The organism is Bradyrhizobium sp. AC87j1 (genome assembly GCF_002936975.1).
GTDB lineage: Bacteria > Pseudomonadota > Alphaproteobacteria > Rhizobiales > Xanthobacteraceae > Bradyrhizobium > Bradyrhizobium shewense.
On sequence record NZ_PTFE01000002.1, the window covers coordinates 139,609 to 158,615 of the forward strand.

Annotated in this window: 18 protein-coding genes and 1 tRNA gene; 6 read left to right on the forward strand and 13 right to left on the reverse strand. The window is 64.0% G+C overall.

The window, feature by feature from the left end:
• The first annotated feature begins 5 nt into the window (after positions 1–5).
• Positions 6–512, forward strand: a complete 507-nt coding sequence (locus CV770_RS02115; protein ID WP_104461148.1) for a hypothetical protein — start codon at positions 6–8, stop codon at positions 510–512.
• 143 nt (positions 513–655) lie between these two features.
• Positions 656–1,417 carry a glycosyltransferase family 2 protein gene (locus CV770_RS02120; RefSeq protein WP_104461149.1) on the forward strand — a complete coding sequence of 254 codons (762 nt, stop codon included), beginning with the start codon at positions 656–658 and terminating at the stop codon, positions 1,415–1,417.
• 136 nt (positions 1,418–1,553) lie between these two features.
• Here the strand turns inward: CV770_RS02120 and CV770_RS02125 are convergent.
• Positions 1,554–1,629 (reverse strand) — tRNA-Trp (locus CV770_RS02125).
• Between the two features lie 151 nt (positions 1,630–1,780).
• Here CV770_RS02125 and CV770_RS02130 point away from each other — a divergent pair.
• Positions 1,781–3,016, forward strand: coding sequence for a serine hydrolase domain-containing protein (locus CV770_RS02130; protein WP_104461150.1), 1,236 nt, complete (start codon positions 1,781–1,783; stop codon positions 3,014–3,016).
• A 156-nt stretch (positions 3,017–3,172) separates the two neighbouring features.
• Here the strand turns inward: CV770_RS02130 and CV770_RS02135 are convergent, their stop codons facing one another.
• Both CV770_RS02135 and CV770_RS02140 read right to left on the reverse strand, forming a co-directional pair.
• Positions 3,173–3,940 (reverse strand): SDR family NAD(P)-dependent oxidoreductase, encoded by a 768-nt coding sequence (locus tag CV770_RS02135; RefSeq protein WP_104461151.1) that lies wholly within the window; start codon positions 3,938–3,940, stop codon positions 3,173–3,175.
• A 120-nt stretch (positions 3,941–4,060) separates the two neighbouring features.
• Positions 4,061–4,759 (reverse strand): histidine phosphatase family protein, encoded by a 699-nt coding sequence (locus CV770_RS02140; RefSeq protein WP_201759656.1) that lies wholly within the window; start codon positions 4,757–4,759, stop codon positions 4,061–4,063.
• 134 nt (positions 4,760–4,893) lie between these two features.
• On the opposite strand from CV770_RS02140, the gene CV770_RS02145 reads away from it, so the two are divergent.
• Positions 4,894–5,679 (forward strand): SDR family NAD(P)-dependent oxidoreductase, encoded by a 786-nt coding sequence (locus tag CV770_RS02145; protein WP_018322223.1) that lies wholly within the window; start codon positions 4,894–4,896, stop codon positions 5,677–5,679.
• 918 nt (positions 5,680–6,597) lie between these two features.
• Positions 6,598–7,776: an acetylornithine deacetylase gene (argE, locus tag CV770_RS02155; RefSeq protein ID WP_104461153.1), complete on the forward strand. Its 1,179-nt coding sequence runs from the start codon at positions 6,598–6,600 to the stop codon at positions 7,774–7,776.
• A 72-nt stretch (positions 7,777–7,848) separates the two neighbouring features.
• Here argE and CV770_RS02160 read toward each other — a convergent pair whose 3' ends face one another.
• The 3 genes from CV770_RS02160 to CV770_RS02170 form a co-directional block, all read right to left on the reverse strand.
• On the reverse strand, positions 7,849–8,475 hold the full coding sequence (locus CV770_RS02160) for a LysE family translocator (protein ID WP_104461154.1): 627 nt from the start codon (positions 8,473–8,475) through the stop codon (positions 7,849–7,851).
• Positions 8,476–8,638: 163 nt separating this feature from the next.
• On the reverse strand, positions 8,639–9,697 hold the full coding sequence (locus tag CV770_RS02165) for a phosphotransferase family protein (RefSeq protein ID WP_091957528.1): 1,059 nt from the start codon (positions 9,695–9,697) through the stop codon (positions 8,639–8,641).
• A gap of 140 nt (positions 9,698–9,837) precedes the next feature.
• The gene (locus tag CV770_RS02170; protein ID WP_091957532.1) at positions 9,838–11,073 is read right to left on the reverse strand and encodes an acyl-CoA dehydrogenase family protein; all 1,236 of its coding nucleotides are present in this window, start codon (positions 11,071–11,073) and stop codon (positions 9,838–9,840) included.
• A gap of 224 nt (positions 11,074–11,297) precedes the next feature.
• Here CV770_RS02170 and CV770_RS02175 point away from each other — a divergent pair, with 224 nt between their 5' ends.
• The gene (locus tag CV770_RS02175; protein ID WP_104461155.1) at positions 11,298–11,960 is read left to right on the forward strand and encodes a TetR/AcrR family transcriptional regulator; all 663 of its coding nucleotides are present in this window, start codon (positions 11,298–11,300) and stop codon (positions 11,958–11,960) included.
• 4 nt (positions 11,961–11,964) lie between these two features.
• On the opposite strand, the gene CV770_RS02180 is transcribed toward CV770_RS02175, so the two are convergent.
• From CV770_RS02180 to CV770_RS02210, 7 genes are all read right to left on the reverse strand, one after another.
• Positions 11,965–12,357: a RidA family protein gene (locus tag CV770_RS02180; protein ID WP_104461156.1), complete on the reverse strand. Its 393-nt coding sequence runs from the start codon at positions 12,355–12,357 to the stop codon at positions 11,965–11,967.
• A gap of 97 nt (positions 12,358–12,454) precedes the next feature.
• Positions 12,455–12,670 carry a hypothetical protein gene (locus CV770_RS02185; RefSeq protein ID WP_018322217.1) on the reverse strand — a complete coding sequence of 72 codons (216 nt, stop codon included), beginning with the start codon at positions 12,668–12,670 and terminating at the stop codon, positions 12,455–12,457.
• A 203-nt stretch (positions 12,671–12,873) separates the two neighbouring features.
• Complete coding sequence (locus CV770_RS02190; RefSeq protein ID WP_104461157.1) at positions 12,874–14,103, reverse strand: CaiB/BaiF CoA transferase family protein; 1,230 nt, start codon at positions 14,101–14,103, stop codon at positions 12,874–12,876.
• A 179-nt stretch (positions 14,104–14,282) separates the two neighbouring features.
• Positions 14,283–15,488 carry an MFS transporter gene (locus tag CV770_RS02195; RefSeq protein ID WP_104461158.1) on the reverse strand — a complete coding sequence of 402 codons (1,206 nt, stop codon included), beginning with the start codon at positions 15,486–15,488 and terminating at the stop codon, positions 14,283–14,285.
• 134 nt (positions 15,489–15,622) lie between these two features.
• On the reverse strand, positions 15,623–16,450 hold the full coding sequence (locus CV770_RS02200; RefSeq protein WP_104461159.1) for a 3-oxoadipate:acetyl-CoA acetyltransferase: 828 nt from the start codon (positions 16,448–16,450) through the stop codon (positions 15,623–15,625).
• Between the two features lie 122 nt (positions 16,451–16,572).
• A complete protein-coding gene (locus tag CV770_RS02205; RefSeq protein WP_091957556.1) occupies positions 16,573–17,970 on the reverse strand; it encodes an MFS transporter in 1,398 nt (465 codons plus the stop codon).
• A 270-nt stretch (positions 17,971–18,240) separates the two neighbouring features.
• On the reverse strand, positions 18,241–18,969 hold the full coding sequence (locus tag CV770_RS02210) for an NUDIX hydrolase (protein WP_104461160.1): 729 nt from the start codon (positions 18,967–18,969) through the stop codon (positions 18,241–18,243).
• Between the last annotated feature and the right edge of the window lie 38 nt (positions 18,970–19,007).

A 19,007-nucleotide genomic window follows, 5' to 3' on the forward strand; every position in this document is an offset into this window, starting at 1 on the left:
CCACGATGTCCTTCGTTGTCGGATTCCTCGCCGCCGTCACCTTCGCCCTGCTGTCGCCTGCCTTGCAGCTCATGGCCCGCACGCGCAGATGGTCGCTTGGAGCCGTGACCCTGCTCGCGATCGCCGCGATCCTCACCCATGGTCTCGGCGTGATGCTCGGAATCCTCGTCATCCCGGAATTTCAGTACTGGGACGCCGCGTCGATTTTCGGTTTTTGCGTGATGGGTTACGTGTTCGCTTTTGGCGCAGTGTACAAATCGGTTTCCCTGGAGATTCTGCTCGGCATCGTCGACCGGCCCGAGCGGAAGGCTCCGCTTTCGGAGATCGCCGAACGGCAGGTTCCAGATCTGTTCCAGGGACGAATTGGGAACCTGGTCGACGGCGGCCTTGTCGAACCGGTGGATTCACACTTCGCGGCGACGGCGGCGGGTCGAAATATGGCAGGCCGCGTCGGACAGCTGCGCCGCGCCTTCGGTATCGGCGATACCAGTCTCTATGATTTTTCCGAATAGTTGCCGGGATCACACACACCGCCGGTTTCGTGCCGATTGTGCAGGGCATATCTGCGGGCCCCTTATTGTTCGCCCGGCCCAGATGACCTAGAGTTGCGCCGGGGTTCCACCAGTAAAGAGTGGCCGGCAACAGGCGGCATGAGATGACACCTTCCAGGGCGGCAAAACGGCTTACGATCGTCATCCCTGCACTGAACGAGCAGGACAAGATCGCCGACACCATTGACGGCGTGTTGCCGCTCGCCCGCGAGCTGCTCGACGATTTCGAGATCTTCCTGATCGACGACGGCAGCACCGACGCCACCGGCGCGATCATGGACGAGTTCGCGGCCGGCGAGCCGCGCATCATCGTGCAACATAACGCCAAGCCGCGAGGTGTCGGTGCCGGCTTCGAATACGCCCTGTCGCGCGCAAAATTCGATGCCATCACGCTCATTCCCGGCGATCACGCCTTTCAGAACGAGGGCGTTGCCCGGATGTTCAAGGCGGCGGGCGCCGCCGACCTCGTCATCACCTATCGCGACAACCAGTCGGACCGCTCCGTCAACCGCTCGCTGCAGTCGCATTCGCTGCGGTTCATCCTGAACTGCCTGTTCGGCTTCTGGCTGTCCGACTATCACAGCATGATCGTCTACCCCGTGAAATGGCTGCGCCAGATCGCGGTCAAGGCCGACGGCTACGGCTATCAGATCTGCGCGTTGATCTCGCTGCTCCAGCTCGGCCTCACCTATGTCCAGGTGCCGGTGAGCCTGAACGCGGAGCTGAAGGGGTCATCCCGTGCGCTGCGGCTGCGCACCTATTTCGAGCTCGGCGGCACCATCGTCTCGCTGCTGCGCCGCGTTCCCATCCGGGACGTCGATCTCAGCCAGGTTCCTACCGACGCGGAACGGTCCCCGGCGCGCTAGGCGCCGCCTGGCCTGCCAACCCCGGACATCAAGCGGATGGGCTCACGCGTGGTGAGATGGGCCCACGCGTGGCGATTCGCCCGCGGGACGCCTCGTCCCTATCCTGCCAGCATCTGACTTAAGTGATTGATTTGACTGGCAGGAGTGGCAGGGCTCGAACCTGCGACCCCCGGTTTTGGAGACCGGTGCTCTACCAATTGAGCTACACTCCTACAGACCTCGGGTCGCCCCAGGATCAGGGCCGCTTTCAAGCACAGGCGACGGCCGGTTTGCAAGGGTGAACCGCGCCCGTTTCGCTTGTTTGTACCGGGGTTTCTGAGCCACAGTCCGTTGCCGATAATCAAAAACAAACTGGGAGTGCCCATGACCGCCACAGCGACCGCTCCAGCCGCCTCACAGGCCACGATCGCAGCCTCCACCCCGCCCTTGCCCGAGGCAAGGCCAGAGACGCTCGGGCTGTCGCGGCTGCGCCTGCAGGCCATGTCGGACGCCTTCAAGCGCGAGATCGACAAGGGAACCGTTCCCGGGGTCACCGTGCTGGTGGCGAGGGGCGGCCAGATCGGCTGGTTCGAGGCGCTCGGCAGGCAGAGCCCGGCGGCCGCCACTCCAATGGCGCGGGACTCGATCTTCCGGATCTTCTCGATGACCAAGCCGATCGTCTCGGTCGCTATCGTGGCGCTGGTCGAGGACGGCCACCTGCTGCTCAGCGACGCCGTCGCAAAGTTCATCCCGGAATTTGCCAGCCAGCGGGTCGGCATCGTCAAGGACGGCAAGCTGGAGCTGGTGCCGCCGGCGCGGCCGATGACCGTGCAGGACCTGCTTCGCCACACCTCGGGCCTCACCTACGAGCACCAGGGCGACGGCCCCGTGCACAAGCTCTACCAGGAGTCCCGCGTCCGTAGCCGCAAGATCACCAACGCCGAGCACGCCACCCTGGTGGCGAGCTTCCCGCTGATCTGCCAGCCCGGCGCGGAATTCAACTACAGCCGCTCCACCGACATCCTCGGCCGCATCATCGAGGTCGTCAGCGGCAAGTCGCTCGGCACCTTCCTCACCGAACGCGTGCTCGCCCCGCTGCAGATGGCCGAGACCGGCTTCTCGACCTCCGAGGCCAATGCGGGCAGGCTCGCCGAGCCGTTCGCGGCCGATCCCTGGACCGGCGACAAGGTCGCCCTCTTCAATATGCTCGAGCAGCCGGTGATGGAGTCCGGCGGCGGCGGCCTGGTCTCGACCACGATGGACTATGCCCGCTTCTGCCTGATGCTGCGCAACGGCGGCACGCTCGAAGGCAACAGGATCATCGGCCGCAAGACGCTGGAGCTGATGGCGTCCGATCACCTCGGGCCGCAGGTTCAGACCAACGGCACCCTGCTCTCGCCCGGCCACGGTTTCGGCCTCGGCTTCGCCGTGCGTCGCGAGGCCGGCATCGCGCCGTTCCCCGGCAGCGTCGGCCAATATTTCTGGAGCGGCATTGCAGGGACGTTCTTCTGGATCGATCCGAAGGAGGATCTGTTCGCGGTGTTCATGAGCCAGGGCCCGGGCCAGCGCGATTTTACGCGCACGCTGGTGCGGGATCTGGTTTACGCGGCGGTGGAGTGAGACCACGCTCTCGTGCCCCGGACGCGACGCAGCGCACAGCGGTGCCTCGCAGAGCCGGGGCCCACGTCTCAACGATCTCGCTCTTGGCCTTCTGGGTCCGGCTCTGCGGAGCAGCACTGCGTGCTGCAGCGCGTCCGGGACACGAGAGCAATGCCCTCAACTGATCGTCGCGCCGCCGTCGATCACCATGGTCTGGCCGGTCATGAAGTCGCCGGCCTTGGAACCCAGGAACACCGCGGCGCCCGCGATCTCGTCGGGGATGCCGATGCGCAGGAGCGGCGAGCGCGCGGTCGAGGCCTTCAGGTTCTCCGGATTGTCCCACAGCGCCTTGGCGAAGTCGGTCTTGATCAGGCCGGGCGCGATGCAGTTCACGCGGATGTTGTCCTTGCCGTATTCGCAGGCGAGGTTGCGGGCGAGCTGCATGTCGGCGGCCTTCGAGATGGCGTAGGCGCCGAGGATGGTCGAGCCTTTCAACCCGCCGATCGAGGAGACGATGATGATGGAGCCGTCCTTGCGCTCGATCATCTGCGGCACCACCATCGAGATCAGCCAGTTGTTGGCGACGATGTTGTTGTCCAGGATCTTCCTGAACTGATCGTCGGAGATGCCGGCGAGCGGACCGTAATACGGGTTCGAGGCGGCGTTGCAGACCAGCACGTCGATCTTGCCGAAAGCGCGGTTGCTCTCATCGACGAGGTTTTGCAGATTCTCTTTCGATGAGATGTTGGCGGCGACCGCGACCGCAGTGCCCTTGCCGAACTTGTCGTCGATGCCCTTGGCCACCTGCTCGCAGACGTCGGCCTTGCGCGATGAGATCACGACCTTGGCGCCGTGCTCGGCCATGCGCTCGGCAATCGCAAGCCCGATGCCGCGCGTCGAACCGGTGATGACGGCGACTTTCCCCTTCATGTCGAACAAGGTCATGTTTCTCTCCCAGATTGATCTTTGATATTCAACGTCATCCCGGGGCGATGCGAAGCATCGAACCCGGGATCTCGAGATTCCGGGTCTGGTCCTTCGGACCATCCCGGAATGACAGCTCACTCAGGCCAGCTTCTTGACTTCCGGTCCCGCCGGCTGATGCATCGCCGCATGCGCAGCATCCGCGATCCACGGCTGTTGGTTCACCATCGGCAGCCGCCAGACCTTGCGCTCGGGAGTTGCGAAATAATCCAGCCGCGTCACGGAGCAATTGTCGATGTCGAACGACAATCCCCGCTCCGGCTGGCCGTCGAGTGCGAGCCCCAGCGCCGCCTTGATGGTGCCGCCATGGGCGACCGCGATGATGTCCTGGCCTCCCGCCTCAGCGTTGATCCGCTCGATGGTGCGACGCGTGCGGTTGTAGAGATCCATGAAGCTCTCGCCGCCGGGCGCGGGCTCGTTGATGTCGGCAAACCAGCTCGTTCCCACGGGGCGGCTGGCGATGAACTGGGCGCGGTTCATGCCCTGCCAGCGGCCAAGGTTTTGCTCGGCGAGGTCCGCTTCCCATTTCATCGATTCAGGCCTTGGGAAGCCGGCCGCCCAGATCGCTTCCGCGGTCTGGTGCGTGCGCATCAGATTGCTCGAAAACCAGACCGCCGTGCGTGGCAGCACCTTGGCAACAGCGTCGAACACATAGGTATCGCTGGTGTCGCAGGCGATATCGCTCTGCCCGTAGATGTTGCCGCCGTCGTTGCGCACCGGCGCGTGACGGACCCACCACCACCGTGTCATGACCACATTGGGCTTGTCTGCGCCTGCCATCGAAACCCTTCCATCCCGTTTGATGTCGCTGTACGTCAGGTGTGAACGTGTCTCAAGACACTTTACCGTTTGAAATCTTGTTTGAAATTCCGTCGCGCGGCAAGCGTCGCGCGGGGCACCACAGGGAGAAACGCATGGGCCGCCTGCAAGGCAAATCCGTCATCATCACCGGCGCCGGCAGCGGCATCGGTCGCGCCGCCGCGCTGCTGTTCACCCGGGAAGGCGCCAAGCTGATCGCGGTCGATCGCACCGAGGCGGTGAAGGAGACCGTCGACGAGGTGAAGAAGGCCGGCGGCGTCGCGGAAGCCATGATCGCGGACGCGGGCTCCGAGACGGATGTCATCGCCGTGATCGACAAGGCGGTGAAGACCCACGGGCGACTCGACGTGATCTGGGCCAATGCCGGCGTCAGCGGCGGCCTCGTTCCGCTCGGTGAGCAGACCGTGGAGCATTGGCAGGAGGTGTTGCGCGTCAATCTGATCGGGCCGTTCCTCGCGGTGAAGCATGCGATGCCGCACATGGTGAAGCAGCAGTCCGGCGCGATCGTGCTGACCGCGTCCGTCGCAGGCCTCAAGGCCGGTGCCAGCGGGCATCCCTATGCCGCGAGCAAGGCCGGCGTCATCAGCCTGGTGCAGACCACCGCGTATTCGCTCACCGGCACCGGCGTGCGCATCAACGCGGTGTGCCCGGGCCTGATCGAGACCGGCATGACAAAACCGATCTTCGACCGCGCCAAGGAGCGCGGCACCCAGGACAAGATCGGCCAGCTCAATCCGCTCAAGCGCCCCGGCCAACCGCATGAACTCGCGGCGATGGGCCTGTTCCTGGCCAGCGACGAAGCCTCGTATGTGAACGGCCAGGCGTTCCCGGTCGACGGCGGCCTCACCGCGTCGATGCCGTATACGGGCAAGCCGGTTTAATCTCGTCGCTGATATCAGCTCCGTCATCCTGAGGCGCGAAGCTTGTGGTGCGCACGCATCGCAAGCTGAGCCTCGAAGGATGAACGGCCGAGATGCAGCCGGGCTGTCGCCCTTCGAGGGCCGCTGAAGAAGCGGCCGCCTCAGGGTGACGGTCTCGGATGATACTTGCGGAAGCATTCGATATTCGCCTTCGTGCGGACACACCTTCGCATCCTCGCGGCTCATCTCGCCCGAGCTTTGCTTCATCTCTTCACCCTCATAATTGAAAGAGGGCGCAGGGAAGACCGGGAGCCCGCTGGCACCCGAGGTCCACTGTGCGAAGTTGTAGTAAGAAGTCTGCACAGTGGCATACAGGTGTAGCCAGGACATCCCGGCCTTCCCTGCGCAGTGGTTTTACGGTTTATGTCGTGCTCTCCCCGGGGAGCGATGCACTATTGCCCCCGTCGCCTTGCAGATGGCTGACGGATGAGTCCGGTTGGACGACACCCATCACCGCAAGACTTGGCGCACAGACCCCGGGCGCCAGGACGACACGATTTTGCCGTACGCGGATCACACCGGTCGTGTGCGCAACACCCTCGCTCACAGTTGCCTGCCCTGCGAAAGCTCTTCGCGCCGATGTCACCTGCGTCCACCGCCGCCCGGCCCGCGTTCGTGACGATCGCGATACGCCCCTCTTCCTTGGGCCGGGTTGCCGCGACACATACGTCATTTCCGAATTTCGGTAAAGTGGAATATTTTTGGCAACGCGGATTGACCGACCAATTGGGTGTTTTGCCCGTCGGGCAACGCGACATCTTGTAGTCCGGATGGAGCGCAGCGCAATCCGGGCTACGGGTCTTTGTTGATTTGCGCAATCAGGCACCGCGTTGGTATGGTTCCTGCAAGCACCTCAGCCTCCATTGACAGAACGAGACAATGCCAAGCTCAAGACCCGACCGTATTCGCAAACTCCTCGCCGACCTCGTCGCCTTCGACACCGTCAGCGACCGCACCAACCTGCCCCTGATTGCCCATATCGAGAGCTACCTCGCCGCGCTCGGCGTCAAGGGCGAGCGCATCACCGACACGACCGGGCAAAAGGCCTCGCTGTGGGTCACGATCGGCCCCGAGGACCGCCCGGGCCTGGTGCTGTCGGGCCATACCGACGTCGTGCCTGTGGTGGGCCAGGACTGGAGCCACGATCCCTTTAGGCTGATCGAGCGCGACGGCAAGCTCTACGGCCGCGGCACCACCGACATGAAGGGATTTGTCGCGGTGTGCCTCGCCATGGTGCCGGAGATGCTGGAAGCAAAGCTCGCAACGCCAATTCATCTGGCGATCTCCTATGACGAGGAGATCGGCTGCGTCGGCGTACGGCCGATGCTCGGCGAGGTCGCGAAGAAACGGATCATACCGCTCGGCGCCTTCATCGGCGAGCCGACCGAGATGAAGGTCATCATCGGCCACAAGGGCAAGCATGGCGTGCGCGCGACCTTTCGCGGGCTTGCACGCCACTCCTCGATCGCGCCCGACGGCGTCAACGCGATCGAATATGCCGCCGAGCTGATCGTCGAGATCCGCCGCCGCGCCGTGGCGCTCGCAGCCGTGCGTGCCACCGACAGCCTCTACGACGTTCCGCATTCGACGCTGCTCACCAGCATCGTGCATGGCGGCGCGGCGCTGAACATCGTGCCCGATACCTGCACAGTGGATTTCGAATGCCGCGGCATCGGCATCACCGAGTCCAGAGAGGTGACGGATGCGATCATCGCATGGGCGAAGGCCGAGCTTGAACCGGCGATGAAGAAGCAGCATCCGGAGTGCGGCATCGATTTCGAGGAGATCCTCGACTACCCCGCGCTCGACACCGCCGCCGACGCCGCGATCGTCACGCTGGCCAAGAGCCTTGCCGGGCGCAACGACCACGCCAAGGTCGCCTTCGGCACCGAAGCGAGTTTGTTTGCCAGCATAGCCGACATCCCCTCGGTGGTGATCGGCCCGGGCTCGATCGCGCAGGCGCACACGCCGGATGAGTTCGTGGAGATGGCGGAGCTGGAGAAGTGTGCGGGGTTTGTGGAGAGACTGATCGCGCATTGTGCGAAAGCCACGGCGTAGGTGCCGTAGGGTGGGCAAAGCGAAGCGTGCCCACCATCAGGCTGCGATCACGGGGAGATGTCGCGGGCCGCCTCATCTTTCCTGCAGGGCCAGCCGTACGCCGACGGCGCAGTAGATGGTCCCGACCACCTTGCCTTGCCACTTCACCACTGTGGGATGTCTGCGAAGAAGATTGCCGAGACGGCCGGCGCCGACTGCGAACACGACGGTGCTGAGCAGGCCGAGCAGCACGAAGACGACACCGAGAGTGGCAAGCTGAAGTGCCGCCGCGCCGTGCTCCGGCTTCACGAATTGGGGCAGGAACGCCAGGAAGAACAGCGCGGTCTTGGGATTCAGCACTTCGGTGAGCACGGCCTGCCGGAAGGCACGGCCCGCGCCAATCGCGGGCGCGGCGCCGTTCAACTCGATCGGCGCCTTGTCGAGCATGGCGCGAATGCCGAGATAGATGAGGAACGCCGCGCCGGCATATTTGACGATGCTGAACATCAGCGCAGATGTCGCGATGATCGCCGACAGCCCAATGATCGCCATCGCGGTGTGGATCAAGTCACCGGCCGCGATCCCCGCTCCCGTCGCGATGCCGACCTTCGTTCCCGAGCTTGCCGCCCGAGCCATCGTAAGCAACGTCGCCGGACCTGGAATGAACACGAAGCCAAGCACGATGAGGATGTAGGTGATCAGGGTAGTGTGGTCGATCATGCACGGATCTCCCGGGCGGATTAACGCGGCTTCTCGGTTCAAACACTAGCGTCTCTGGAATACTGGATTGCCCGCCTTCGCGGGCAATGACACCGCGTGTTTGGAGGCGGCGACGCGCCACAAACAAAAAAGCGCGGCCACACCGGCCGCGCCTTCGTCATTCCTAAACCGCCCCCGCCTTCTGCGCGTATTCCCATGAGGCCTGCGACAGCGGCACGGTGCGCTTGGCGGATTCGAGGGCCTTGGCGTTGGCGGCGGTGCCGTCGCGGACGCGGCCGGCGATGCCTTGCGTGATGCCGGCGAGACGGAACAGATTGTAGGCGAAGTACCAGTTGAGATCAGGCACCGTCATCTTGGTGACGTTGCAATAGATCTGCGCGGCCTCTTCCACGCTCGGGATGTTGAGCGCCTTGAGGTCGGCGCCCTGCAGGCCCGGCATGATCCACTGCATCAACAGATAGGTGAAGTCGGCCATGGGATCGCCGAGCGTCGACAGCTCCCAGTCCAGCACCGCCTGCACGCGCGGTTCCGTCGCGTGGAAAATCATGTTGTCGAGGCGATAGTCGCCGTGGACGATCGAGACGCGCGCCTGCTCCGGCACGGTCTTGGGCAGCCATTCGGCGACCTTCTCGAACTCGGGAATGTGCTGCGTCTCGGACGCGCGATATTGCTTGGTCCAGCGGTCGATCTGCCGCGCGAAATAATTGCCGGGCTTGCCGAACTCGCCGAGCCCGATCGCCGTGGGGTCGTACATGTGGAGTTTCGCCAGCGTCTCGATCTTGCTGGTGAAGATTTTTCGACGATCCTCCGGCGTCTGGCTCGGCAACGTCGGATCCCAGAACACCCGGCCCTCCTCCATCGACATGATGTAGAAGGCGGCACCGATGACGCTGTCGTCCTGGCACAGCGCATAGGCGTGCGCGACCGGGAAACCCTGCTTGCCGAGCGCTGCGATCACGCGATATTCGCGATCGACCGCGTGCGCCGAGGGCAGCAATTTGCCGAACGGCTTGCGGCGCATCACATAGGAGCGCTTCGGCGTGTTCAGGCGGTAGGTCGGATTGGACTGGCCACCCTTGAACTGGAGCACGACCAGCGGCCCCTCATAGCCTTCGACGTTGTCGCGCATCCAGGCTTCGAGCCGCATCTCGTCGAAGCGATGACGCTCCTCGACCGGCTTGGTGCCCGAGAACTCTTCGTCTTTCCTGACGCCGTCAGCCACGATGACGCTCCCTCTTCAGTCCTGACCATTTCAGGTCGAGCATGATCCTAATCGGTAACCGCTGACGCACTTGCGTCAAGCGGTCACCGCATCATGCCCTGTCGTTTCTTCAGATCGGGAGCGCCTCCCGGCCCTCCCTCTCAATGATTGGGAGAATTTGCATACTTCCGAACCTCAAGTCTGGCAATGGCGCGATTGTGCACCTCGTCCGGACCGTCGGCGAGACGGAGCGTGCGGATGTGGGCGTAGTCCTTGGCAAGCCCCGCCTCATCCGAGACACCGGCGCCGCCAAAGGCCTGGATCGCCTCGTCGATGATCTTCAGCGCCATGTTGGGGGCTGCGACCTTGATCATGGCGATCTCGGCCTGCGCGGTCTTGTTGCCGACCTTGTCCATCATGTCGGCGGCCTTGAGGCAGAGCAGGCGCGTCATCTCGATGTTGGTGCGAGCATCGCCGATGCGCTGCTCCCACACAGAGTGCTCGACAATCTTCTTGCCGAAGGCGCTGCGCGAGGACAGGCGCTTCACCATCTTCTCCAGCGCCTCCTCGGCCTTGCCGATGGTGCGCATGCAGTGATGGATGCGGCCGGGGCCGAGACGGCCCTGCGCGATCTCGAAGCCGCGGCCTTCGCCGAGCAGGATGTTCTCCTTCGGCACCCGGACGTTGTCGAGCAGCACCTGGGCGTGGCCGTGCGGGGCGTCGTCGAAGCCGAACACCGGCAGCATCTTCTCGACCTTGATGCCGGGGGTGTCGAGCGGAACCAGGATCTGCGACTGCTGCTGATGCTTGGCTGCCTTGAAATCGGTCTTGCCCATCAGGATCGCGATCTTGCAGCGGGGATCGCCGACGCCGGACGACCACCATTTGCGGCCATTGATGACGTAATGATCGCCATCCTTCTCGATGCGGGTCTCGATGTTGGTCGCGTCCGACGAGGCCACCGCCGGTTCCGTCATCAGGAAGGCGGAGCGGATCTCGCCGTCCATCAGCGGACGCAGCCATTTGCGCTTCTGCTCCTTGGAGCCGTAGCGGATGAACACTTCCATGTTGCCGGTGTCGGGCGCGGAACAGTTGAACACTTCCGAGGCCCAGGTGATGCGGCCCATCTCTTCCGACAGCAGCGCGTATTCCAGATTGGTCAATCCCGCGCCGCGGAATTCGTCGTCCTCATGCTCGCTGGGCGGCATGAACATGTTCCAGAGGCCTTCGGCCTTCGCCTTCTTCTTGAGGTCCTCGAGGATGGGGATCACCTTCCAGCGCTCGCCGGCATGATCCTGCTGATCATAGATCGGCACCGCCGGGCGCACGTGCTTGGCCATGAAGGACCGCACGCGGTCGAGCCATTCCTTCTGCTTGGGCGACAGATCGAAATCCATGGGACGCTCCTCGTCTCTCTTTGCGAACCTGTTTGCTTCGCGAGCCTGTTTTGCGCCGGACCGTCCTCCCGCTGCGCGCAACCCGCAAGCGCTCAGCTTGCGGACGCTTCGGAACCGGCTTCGCAAGTTGCGAACGAGTCCCGATTGCGATTGACATCTCCGGCCTTCAAACGATAGTTTCATACAACTGTTTGAATTGCAACTCCCTCTCTCAGGGACTTCCCATGGCCAGCGATCACACGAGATCTGCCATTCTCGCCGCCGCCGAACGGCTCTATGCCGATCGCGGCTTCGGCGACGTGACGCTGCGCGACATCGTCGCGGAGGCGGGTGTCAACCTCGCCGCGGTGAACTATCATTTCGGCTCGAAGGATGAGCTGATCGCGGAATTATTCGTCACCCGCTCGATCGCCACCAACCGCGAGCGCCTGCGCGAATTGAAGGCGGCGGAAGAGCAAGGCGGCGGCCGTGCGCCGATCGAGGTGATCTTGCACGCGCTGGTCGGGCCGACGCTGCGCGGCTGCCTCGGGCCTGAGAACCAGCGCTCGACCGCAGCGCGCTTCATGATCCGCGCCTCGATTGAATCCGTGCCGCCGATCCGCCGCATCAAGAACCGCGAGATCGACCATTTGCGCAAATTCGCAGGCGCGATGCGCCGCGCCCTGCCTGACCGCAGCGACGTCGATATCTATTGGGGCCTCAACTTCGCGCTCGCCATGGCACACCACACCATCCGCGAAAGCGAGCGGCTGACAAAGCTGTCGGAAGGCAAATGCGACCTCGACGACGTCGAGGACGTGATCGCGCGCGTGGTCAGCGTGGCGACGATGGCGCTGACGGCGGGAAAAGCCGAGACGAAGGCGCCGGCGCGGGTAGCGGCGCGATAGTCCCTCACATCATCGCGATGCAGTCGATCTCGACGTCGAAGGGGCCGAACCATTCCGGCGTGCAGACGAAGATCCGCGCCGGCGGATCGATCGGGAAATAGCGCGCATAGATGGCGTTGAACGCGGCGAAATGTTTCGTCGAGGTGCAGTAGACGTTGCACTTCATGACGTTGTCGAGCGAGGCGCCGGCCGTCTGAAGGCACAGCTTCATCTGCTCCATGACGATCTCGCTCTGCCGCTCGATCGGCATTTGCGCAATCTCGCCCGTCTCCGGGTCGAACGGCGGCAGGCCGGCGACGAAGATCATGTTGCCGGCGCGCGTCACCGGCGAGACCGGTGCGTTGCGGCGGTCGAGAAAGGTCGAGATCGGTTCGACGCGGAGCGCTTCGCGTTTCATGCAGCCACCTTCGGTTCAAGCGAGACCGACGCCTGACTACATTATCCTGCAGCCGGCATGCTTCGCTTTTAATCGAAGTGTGGTTGTCGCGACGGGTTCAGGCCCGCTGCGGCATCTCCTCGGCCTCTTCCTTGGCGAGCAGCAGCAGCATCTCGATGCCCATCTCGCCTTCCTGCGGCGAGCGGATGAACTTGATCTCCTCGGCACTCTGCCGCAGTGCGGCAACGATGGCGACGGCCTGATTGGCGGTTGCTGCCTCGGTCGCCAGAATTGCCTTCTGGTCCTTGGCCTGGAACCCGATCGTGTAGGACATCCATTTCCCTCCCGACGTTAGTGGAGAGATCGAAACAGAGTCTCGCACGGAACGGAAGCCTGTGAGACTACGGACCGGGACTATCTGGGGATGGCGCGCCAGCCTCAGGCAAGGCCTAGCATCGCGCGCGCGTCCTCAGCGGCCGCCGCTTTGCTGCGAACCACCCTCTCCCACGAGGGAAGAGGGTAAGAGCTTCTGATGAGTTAGATGATCCCCTGCTGCTTCAGCGTCTCGATTTTGCCCGCATCATAGCCGAGCTTGCCGCCGAGGATCTCTTGCGTGTGCTCGCCGAGCAGCGGCGGCGCGCGATATTCGGTGATGGGGGTATCCGACAGGGTCAGCGCGTTGCGGATCAGCGAGAGCTCCGGCTCGAACTTGTGCTCAGTCTTCACCCGCATGCCGCGCGACTGGACATGCGGATCGGAAAACACCTGCTCGAAATTGTTGATCGGACCCGAGGGCACGCCGGCCTCTTCCAGCTTGTCCAGCCAGTGGGCCACCGGCTGCTTCAGGAACAGGCCGGCGAAGATCGCCATGATCTCCTTGCCGTGCACGACGCGGTCGTTGTTCTTGATGAAGCGCGGGTCGCTCGCCAGCTCCGGCTCGCCGAGCACGGCACAGGTTTTCCGGAACTGGCCGTCATTGCCGACCACCAGCATCAGCTCGCCGTCGGTGCAGCGGAACACGCCGGCCGGCATGCCGCCATTGCCCCAGGTGCCGCGTCGCGGCGGCGTCTTGCCGTTGACGAGGTAGATCTGCAGCCAGTGCGACAGCGATGCGATGACGGTGTCGAACAGGCAGACGTCGATGTGCTGGCCCTGCCCGTTATTGACGTCGCGGTGATAGAGCGCCGAGAGAATCCCGATCGAGGTGTTCATGCCGGTCATGTAGTCGACGATCGACGGGCCGACCTTCATCGGGCCCTCGCCGGGCTCGCCGTCGATATGACCGGTGACGCTCATCAGGCCGCCCATCGCCTGCAGGATGGCGTCATAGCCGGCGCGCGGCGCATACGGTCCGGTCTGGCCGAAGCCGGTCACCGAGCAATAGATGATGCCGGGGTTGATCGCCTTGATCGTCTCGTAGTCCAGGCCGTAGCGCTTGAGATCGCCGACCTTGTAGTTCTCCATGAAGACGTCGACGTCCTTGGCAAGCTCGCGGATGATCGCCTGCCCCTCGGGCTTGGCGATGTTGACGGTGACCGACTTCTTGTTGCGGTTGGCGCAGAGATAGAAGGAATTGTTGTTGTTGGCCTTGCCTTCGGGATCGCTGAGGTAGGGCGGGCCGAAGGCGCGCGCGTCGTCGCCGGTGCCCGGCCGCTCGATCTTGATCACCTCGGCGCCGAGATCGCCCAGCATCTGGGCCGACAAAGGCCCGGCAAGCACGCGCGTGAGGTCAAGGATCTTGATGCCTGAAAGCGGCAGGGCCGACATGTCGATTTCCTCCGGGGAACTGAATTTTGGCGCGGCGGCTCTGAGCGGCCGCGCTCCCCAGCGGATACACTATTTTGGCGCCTTGAGCACTGCACTGGCGGCATACGGCTATCCCCGGCTCCGGCAGCACGCCAATTCCTGTCCGCAACTTTCCGCGCCGCGAATATTGCCTCGTCGGCTCAGGACACGGCCGCCGCCACCACCCGCGGCCGCCGCCGGCCGAGCAGGATCAGGATCAGCACCGTCGCGCAGGAGCAGACAAAGGTGAGACCGAGCGCGCCGCGGCTGCCGAATTCGGTGAGCAGGCCAACGAGGAGCGGCGGCGAGATCGCGGACGCCAGATTGAGCGGCAGCGCGATCATCGACATCGCCTTGGCGAACTCGGCCTGGTCGTAGAACACGAGCGGGATGGTGGCCCGCGCCACCGCCATCGCGCCGCTGCCGGCGCCGTAGAGCAGGATGAAGACCGCGACCGCCCAGGTCGCGCCCTCGCTCAGCATCAGCAGCAGCATCGCGACGGGCAGCGCCGTGCCCGCGACGAGCCCGGTCGTGATCCCGTCCCATCGCCCGCCGCCGAGAAGATCGAGCCCGCGGGCGCTGACCTGGATCACGCCCAGCATCGAGCCGAAGAGGAGTGCCTGCGCCGGCGCCAGCCCCTCCGCCCGCAACAGCTCGATCATGATGGCGCTGATGCCGAAATTGACGAAGGCGTTGAGCGTGATCGCGGCGACGACGAGGCCGAACGTGCTCCTCGGAATCGCAGGCACATCGGCAGCCCGGGCCGGCGTGCCGCCATCGTCCTTCGCAAGTCTCCGGCGCGGCGCCACGAATGCATAGAGCGGAAGCGACACGAGGATCAGCATGGCCGCGTAGACCAGGCACGTCCCCCGCCAGCCGAGGTGCCCGCTGAGGAACGACGTCGTCGGCCAGAAGATGCTGCTGGACAGGCCCGTCACCAGCATCAAGGCCCCGATGGCGTTCTTGGCCTGTCGCCCGGCGATCTCGTTCAGCATGATATAGGCGCCGGTCGAGAGTGTGGCGCTGCCGGCGACGCCGAGGACGATCCAGGCGGCGAAATAGAGCATCGGCTCGCGCGCGAGGGACAGCAGCACGAAGCCCGGTGCGGTGACGACCGTGCCGACCATCATGACCGTCCGCGCGCCATGCCGCGCAAACGATCTGGCGAGCCACGGCGCGCACAGCCCCATCGAGACGTAGAGAACGGATGTCCCCGCGAACACCGCCGGCAGGCTCATGCCGAGATCGGCAGCGAGATCGCGCCCGACGATGGCGGGAAGACCTATTGTACCCCATCCGACAAGTTGGGTGATCGCGAGCACCAGCAGGACCTCGATGAGCCTGCTGTCAGATTTCAAGAACCGCATTCCAACCGTCGCCTGCCCGGCAGGCGCCGATCACGCCTGTGACACCTCTCTTAGCCGGAGACTCAGCGCACGGGAACGCCAGCCGCCGAATGGCAGAAGGCAGCCCGGAGCATGTCAGGAGGAGGCAGTACCCTCTACCGCGCGATCCCCAGCAGGGATCGCGCCTCGGCGGCGGTCGCAACGCGGCGACCGTGACGCGTGACAGCCTCGCAGGCGATGGTCACGAGCTCCGCATTGCTCGCGGCCAGGCGTGTCTTGTCGATCCTGATATTGTCCTCGAGCCCGGTCCGAACCGCGTCGGCGCCCCGCGCCAGCGCCCAGCCCATGACCTCGGCCTGGTGACGTCCGATCCCGGCCGCGGTCCACGTCGCTTTCGGAATCAGCCGCCTGAGCTCCGCCAGCAGGATGTCGAGGACATGCTCATCGGCTGGCATCGCGTTCTTGACGCCCATGACGAACTGCACGTGCGGACGTGAGTCCATCAGCCCCGCTTCGATCAGGCGGCGGGCACCATGGATATGAGACAGATCGAAGATCTCGATCTCCGGCCGGATGCCATTCGTCTGCATGCCGGTGGCGAGGGTCTCGACCAGGGCGGCGCTATTCTCATAAACGATCGTCGGGAAGTTCACCGATCCCGTGGATAGCGAGGCCATGTCCGGCTTCAGATAGAGCGACGATCCACGCGCCGAGGGATCCCGGCCCCGCCCGCCGGTCGAGAACTGGACGATCATGCCAGGACAATGCTTCCTGATCCCTTCCGCTACCTTCGCAAAACGTTCGGGATCGGACGACGGCGTCTCGTCATCGTTGCGAACGTGGATGTGGGCAAGCGTGGCGCCGGCCTCGAAGGCCTCCTGCGTCGACTCGATCTGTTCGGACGGCAGAATCGGCACCGCCGGATTGTCCTTCTTGCGCGGAACGGAGCCGGTGATAGCGACAGCAACGACGACGGGGTTCATCCTGCAACCTCATGATGATCGCGCTCACGCGCACCAAGTTCGATCAGGCCCTGACATAGCGCGCGGAGCCCTGCCGCCGCAAACATCAATTGTCGCAGCGGCACGGCTTCCTTGCGTTCGCGTCAGGTCTGAACTGCGGCCACACCACTCGCCGCTTCCGCCCGCTGCCGCTCATAGTCGGCTCGGGCGATCGGAACGGCCTTGGGATTGCCGAGATCATCGATGCTGATCCGATAGGTCTCCCGGGCCGTGACGGCCGCCAGCGCCGCGATCACCGTAATGCCGAAGGCGATCGCGCCCACCGTCAAGGGAATGTTGGCCGAGCCGGGAGGCGCTACGACGGCGAACAGGGCCGGAAGCAACGCGGTGATGGTCGTTCCGATGTTCTGCGAGATCGCCATCGCCGACACCCGTGTGCGGGTCGGAAACAGCTCCGGATAGAAGCTCGGGAAGATCGCGTTATAGCCCTGATAGACGACACCCCACATCAGGAGCGACAGCAGGATCGCCAGCGGCACGTTCCTGATGCTGATGGCGTAGAGATAGCCGAAGGCGAGCAAGCCGGAGAGCAACGCGCCCACGACGATCGGAGGCTTGCGCCCGACCTTGTCCGAGAGATTGCCGACAAAGGGAATGACGAACACGGCCAGCATGTTTCCGAGGACCGGGATCCACAGATAAACGTCCTTGGCAAAGCCGATGCCGTAAGCCGGCTGCACCGCGTAGGCCGCGCCGAAGATGGTCGCGACAACCGGAATGACATTCATCAGCGCCATGCAGATGACCCTGAGCATGTCGGGCCAGTTCAGCTTGATGGCCTGAACGATGGGCGCCCGCGGCGTTTCTCCCCGCTCGCCCTCGCGCGCAAAGGCGGGGGTCTCGTCGACTTCGCGGCGAATGATGTAGCCCGCGACGATGACGAAGAAGCTGAGCAGGAAGGGAATCCGCCAGCCCCAGCTGTTGAAGGCGTCGGTCGGCATATAGGCCGCCAGCGGCAGGAAGACCGCAGCTGCGAGAATTTGTCCAGCCTGTACGCCCTGAAGGGCGAAGCTTGCATAGAAGCCGCGTCGACCGAACGGCGCATGCTCAAGGATCATCGAGCTTGCGCCGGAGATTTCACCGGCAACGGCAAATCCCTGCACGAGGCGCAACATGACGAGCAGGATCGGCGCCAGGATGCCGACCTGCTGATAGGTCGGCAGGATCCCCACCGCCATGGTCGAGATGCCCATCAGGAACATGCAGACGATGAGGACGGTCTTGCGGCCATGGGTGTCGCCCCAATGTCCGAGCACGAAGGCGCCGATCGGCCGGGCCACATATCCAACGCCATAGGTCGCCAGCGATGCGACGATCGCGACCGTGGGATTGTCCGACGGGAAGAAGATTTGCGGGAAGATCAGCGACGCAGCGGTCGCGTAGATGAAGAAGTCATAATATTCGAGAGCCGATCCGATCCAGCCGCTGGCAGCAGCCTTCCTGGACTGACTCATGTCGTGGATCGCGCGCGTGGTACCCATCACAAAAGTTCCTCCCGATCTGTTCGTTTGTTGGCGTCCCGTTGGCGGGCTTCGCTGGACAAATTGGACAGCAATCCCCGGGCGCTCTGCGGAGCTCCGCGAGCGCTTGGCACTGCCGGTCGGTGTCTTGAGTGAGGACAACACTAGGCTTTCGCTGGCCTAACACAATTACCCAGTTATGCGATAAACCTAACATGATGTTATCAGGGCTAGGGGCCGGAGCCGGCCGTCCTGCACGCTGACCGACGGCTCGGCATGCCGCCGCGGAGTTCATTCCGGCGGATTGAACGTCCGCACGAAATACACGGGATCCCGGCCCTTCCTGAGGCGATAAAGCTGAGCCGGGCGGTTCGGGCCGCGCCGCATCTTTGCGACCGGCTCGATCATGTCGGCCGACAGGATGCGGGTGCGGAAGGCACTTTTCTCGAGCGGGCGGTCGAGCACGATCTCGTAGACGCGCTGCAGATCCGGCAGCGTGAATTCCGGCGGCATCAGATAGGCCGGCAGCGAGGTGTACTCTACCTTGTTGCGCAGGCGCTGGATCGCGGTTGCCAGGATGTCGCCGTGATCGAAGGCGAGCTTGTCCTTGAGCCTGCCCCCCCGAATTGGAAACCACCGCGCATCGTTCGCCAGCACGCTTGAATCCGCCGGGATCAGCGCGAAATAGGCGTGCGTCGCCGACCAGCCGCGCGGATCGCGCGTCGCGCTTCCCCAGCTTCCGAGTTGCTCCAGATAAGGGCTGGTGACCCCGGTCTTCTCCCTCAGCTTGCGGGCCGCGCAAGCCGCGAGGTCGCGGTCCTTCGTGACGTCCACGAAGCCGCCCGGCAGCGCCAAGCTGAGCGGAAACGGCTCGCCCTCGCCCGCCGGGCGCTGCATCAGCAGCACCTGAAGGCTGTCGTCGAGGATCGTAAAGATCACGACATCGACCGTGGTCAGGGGTCGCGGGAAGTCCAATTGCCTTGATTTACCAGACCCTTCAGCCCGACCTTCGCCCGCCATCGGCAGCCTCCCCTGTTCGAACTTGACAGTAGCATAGT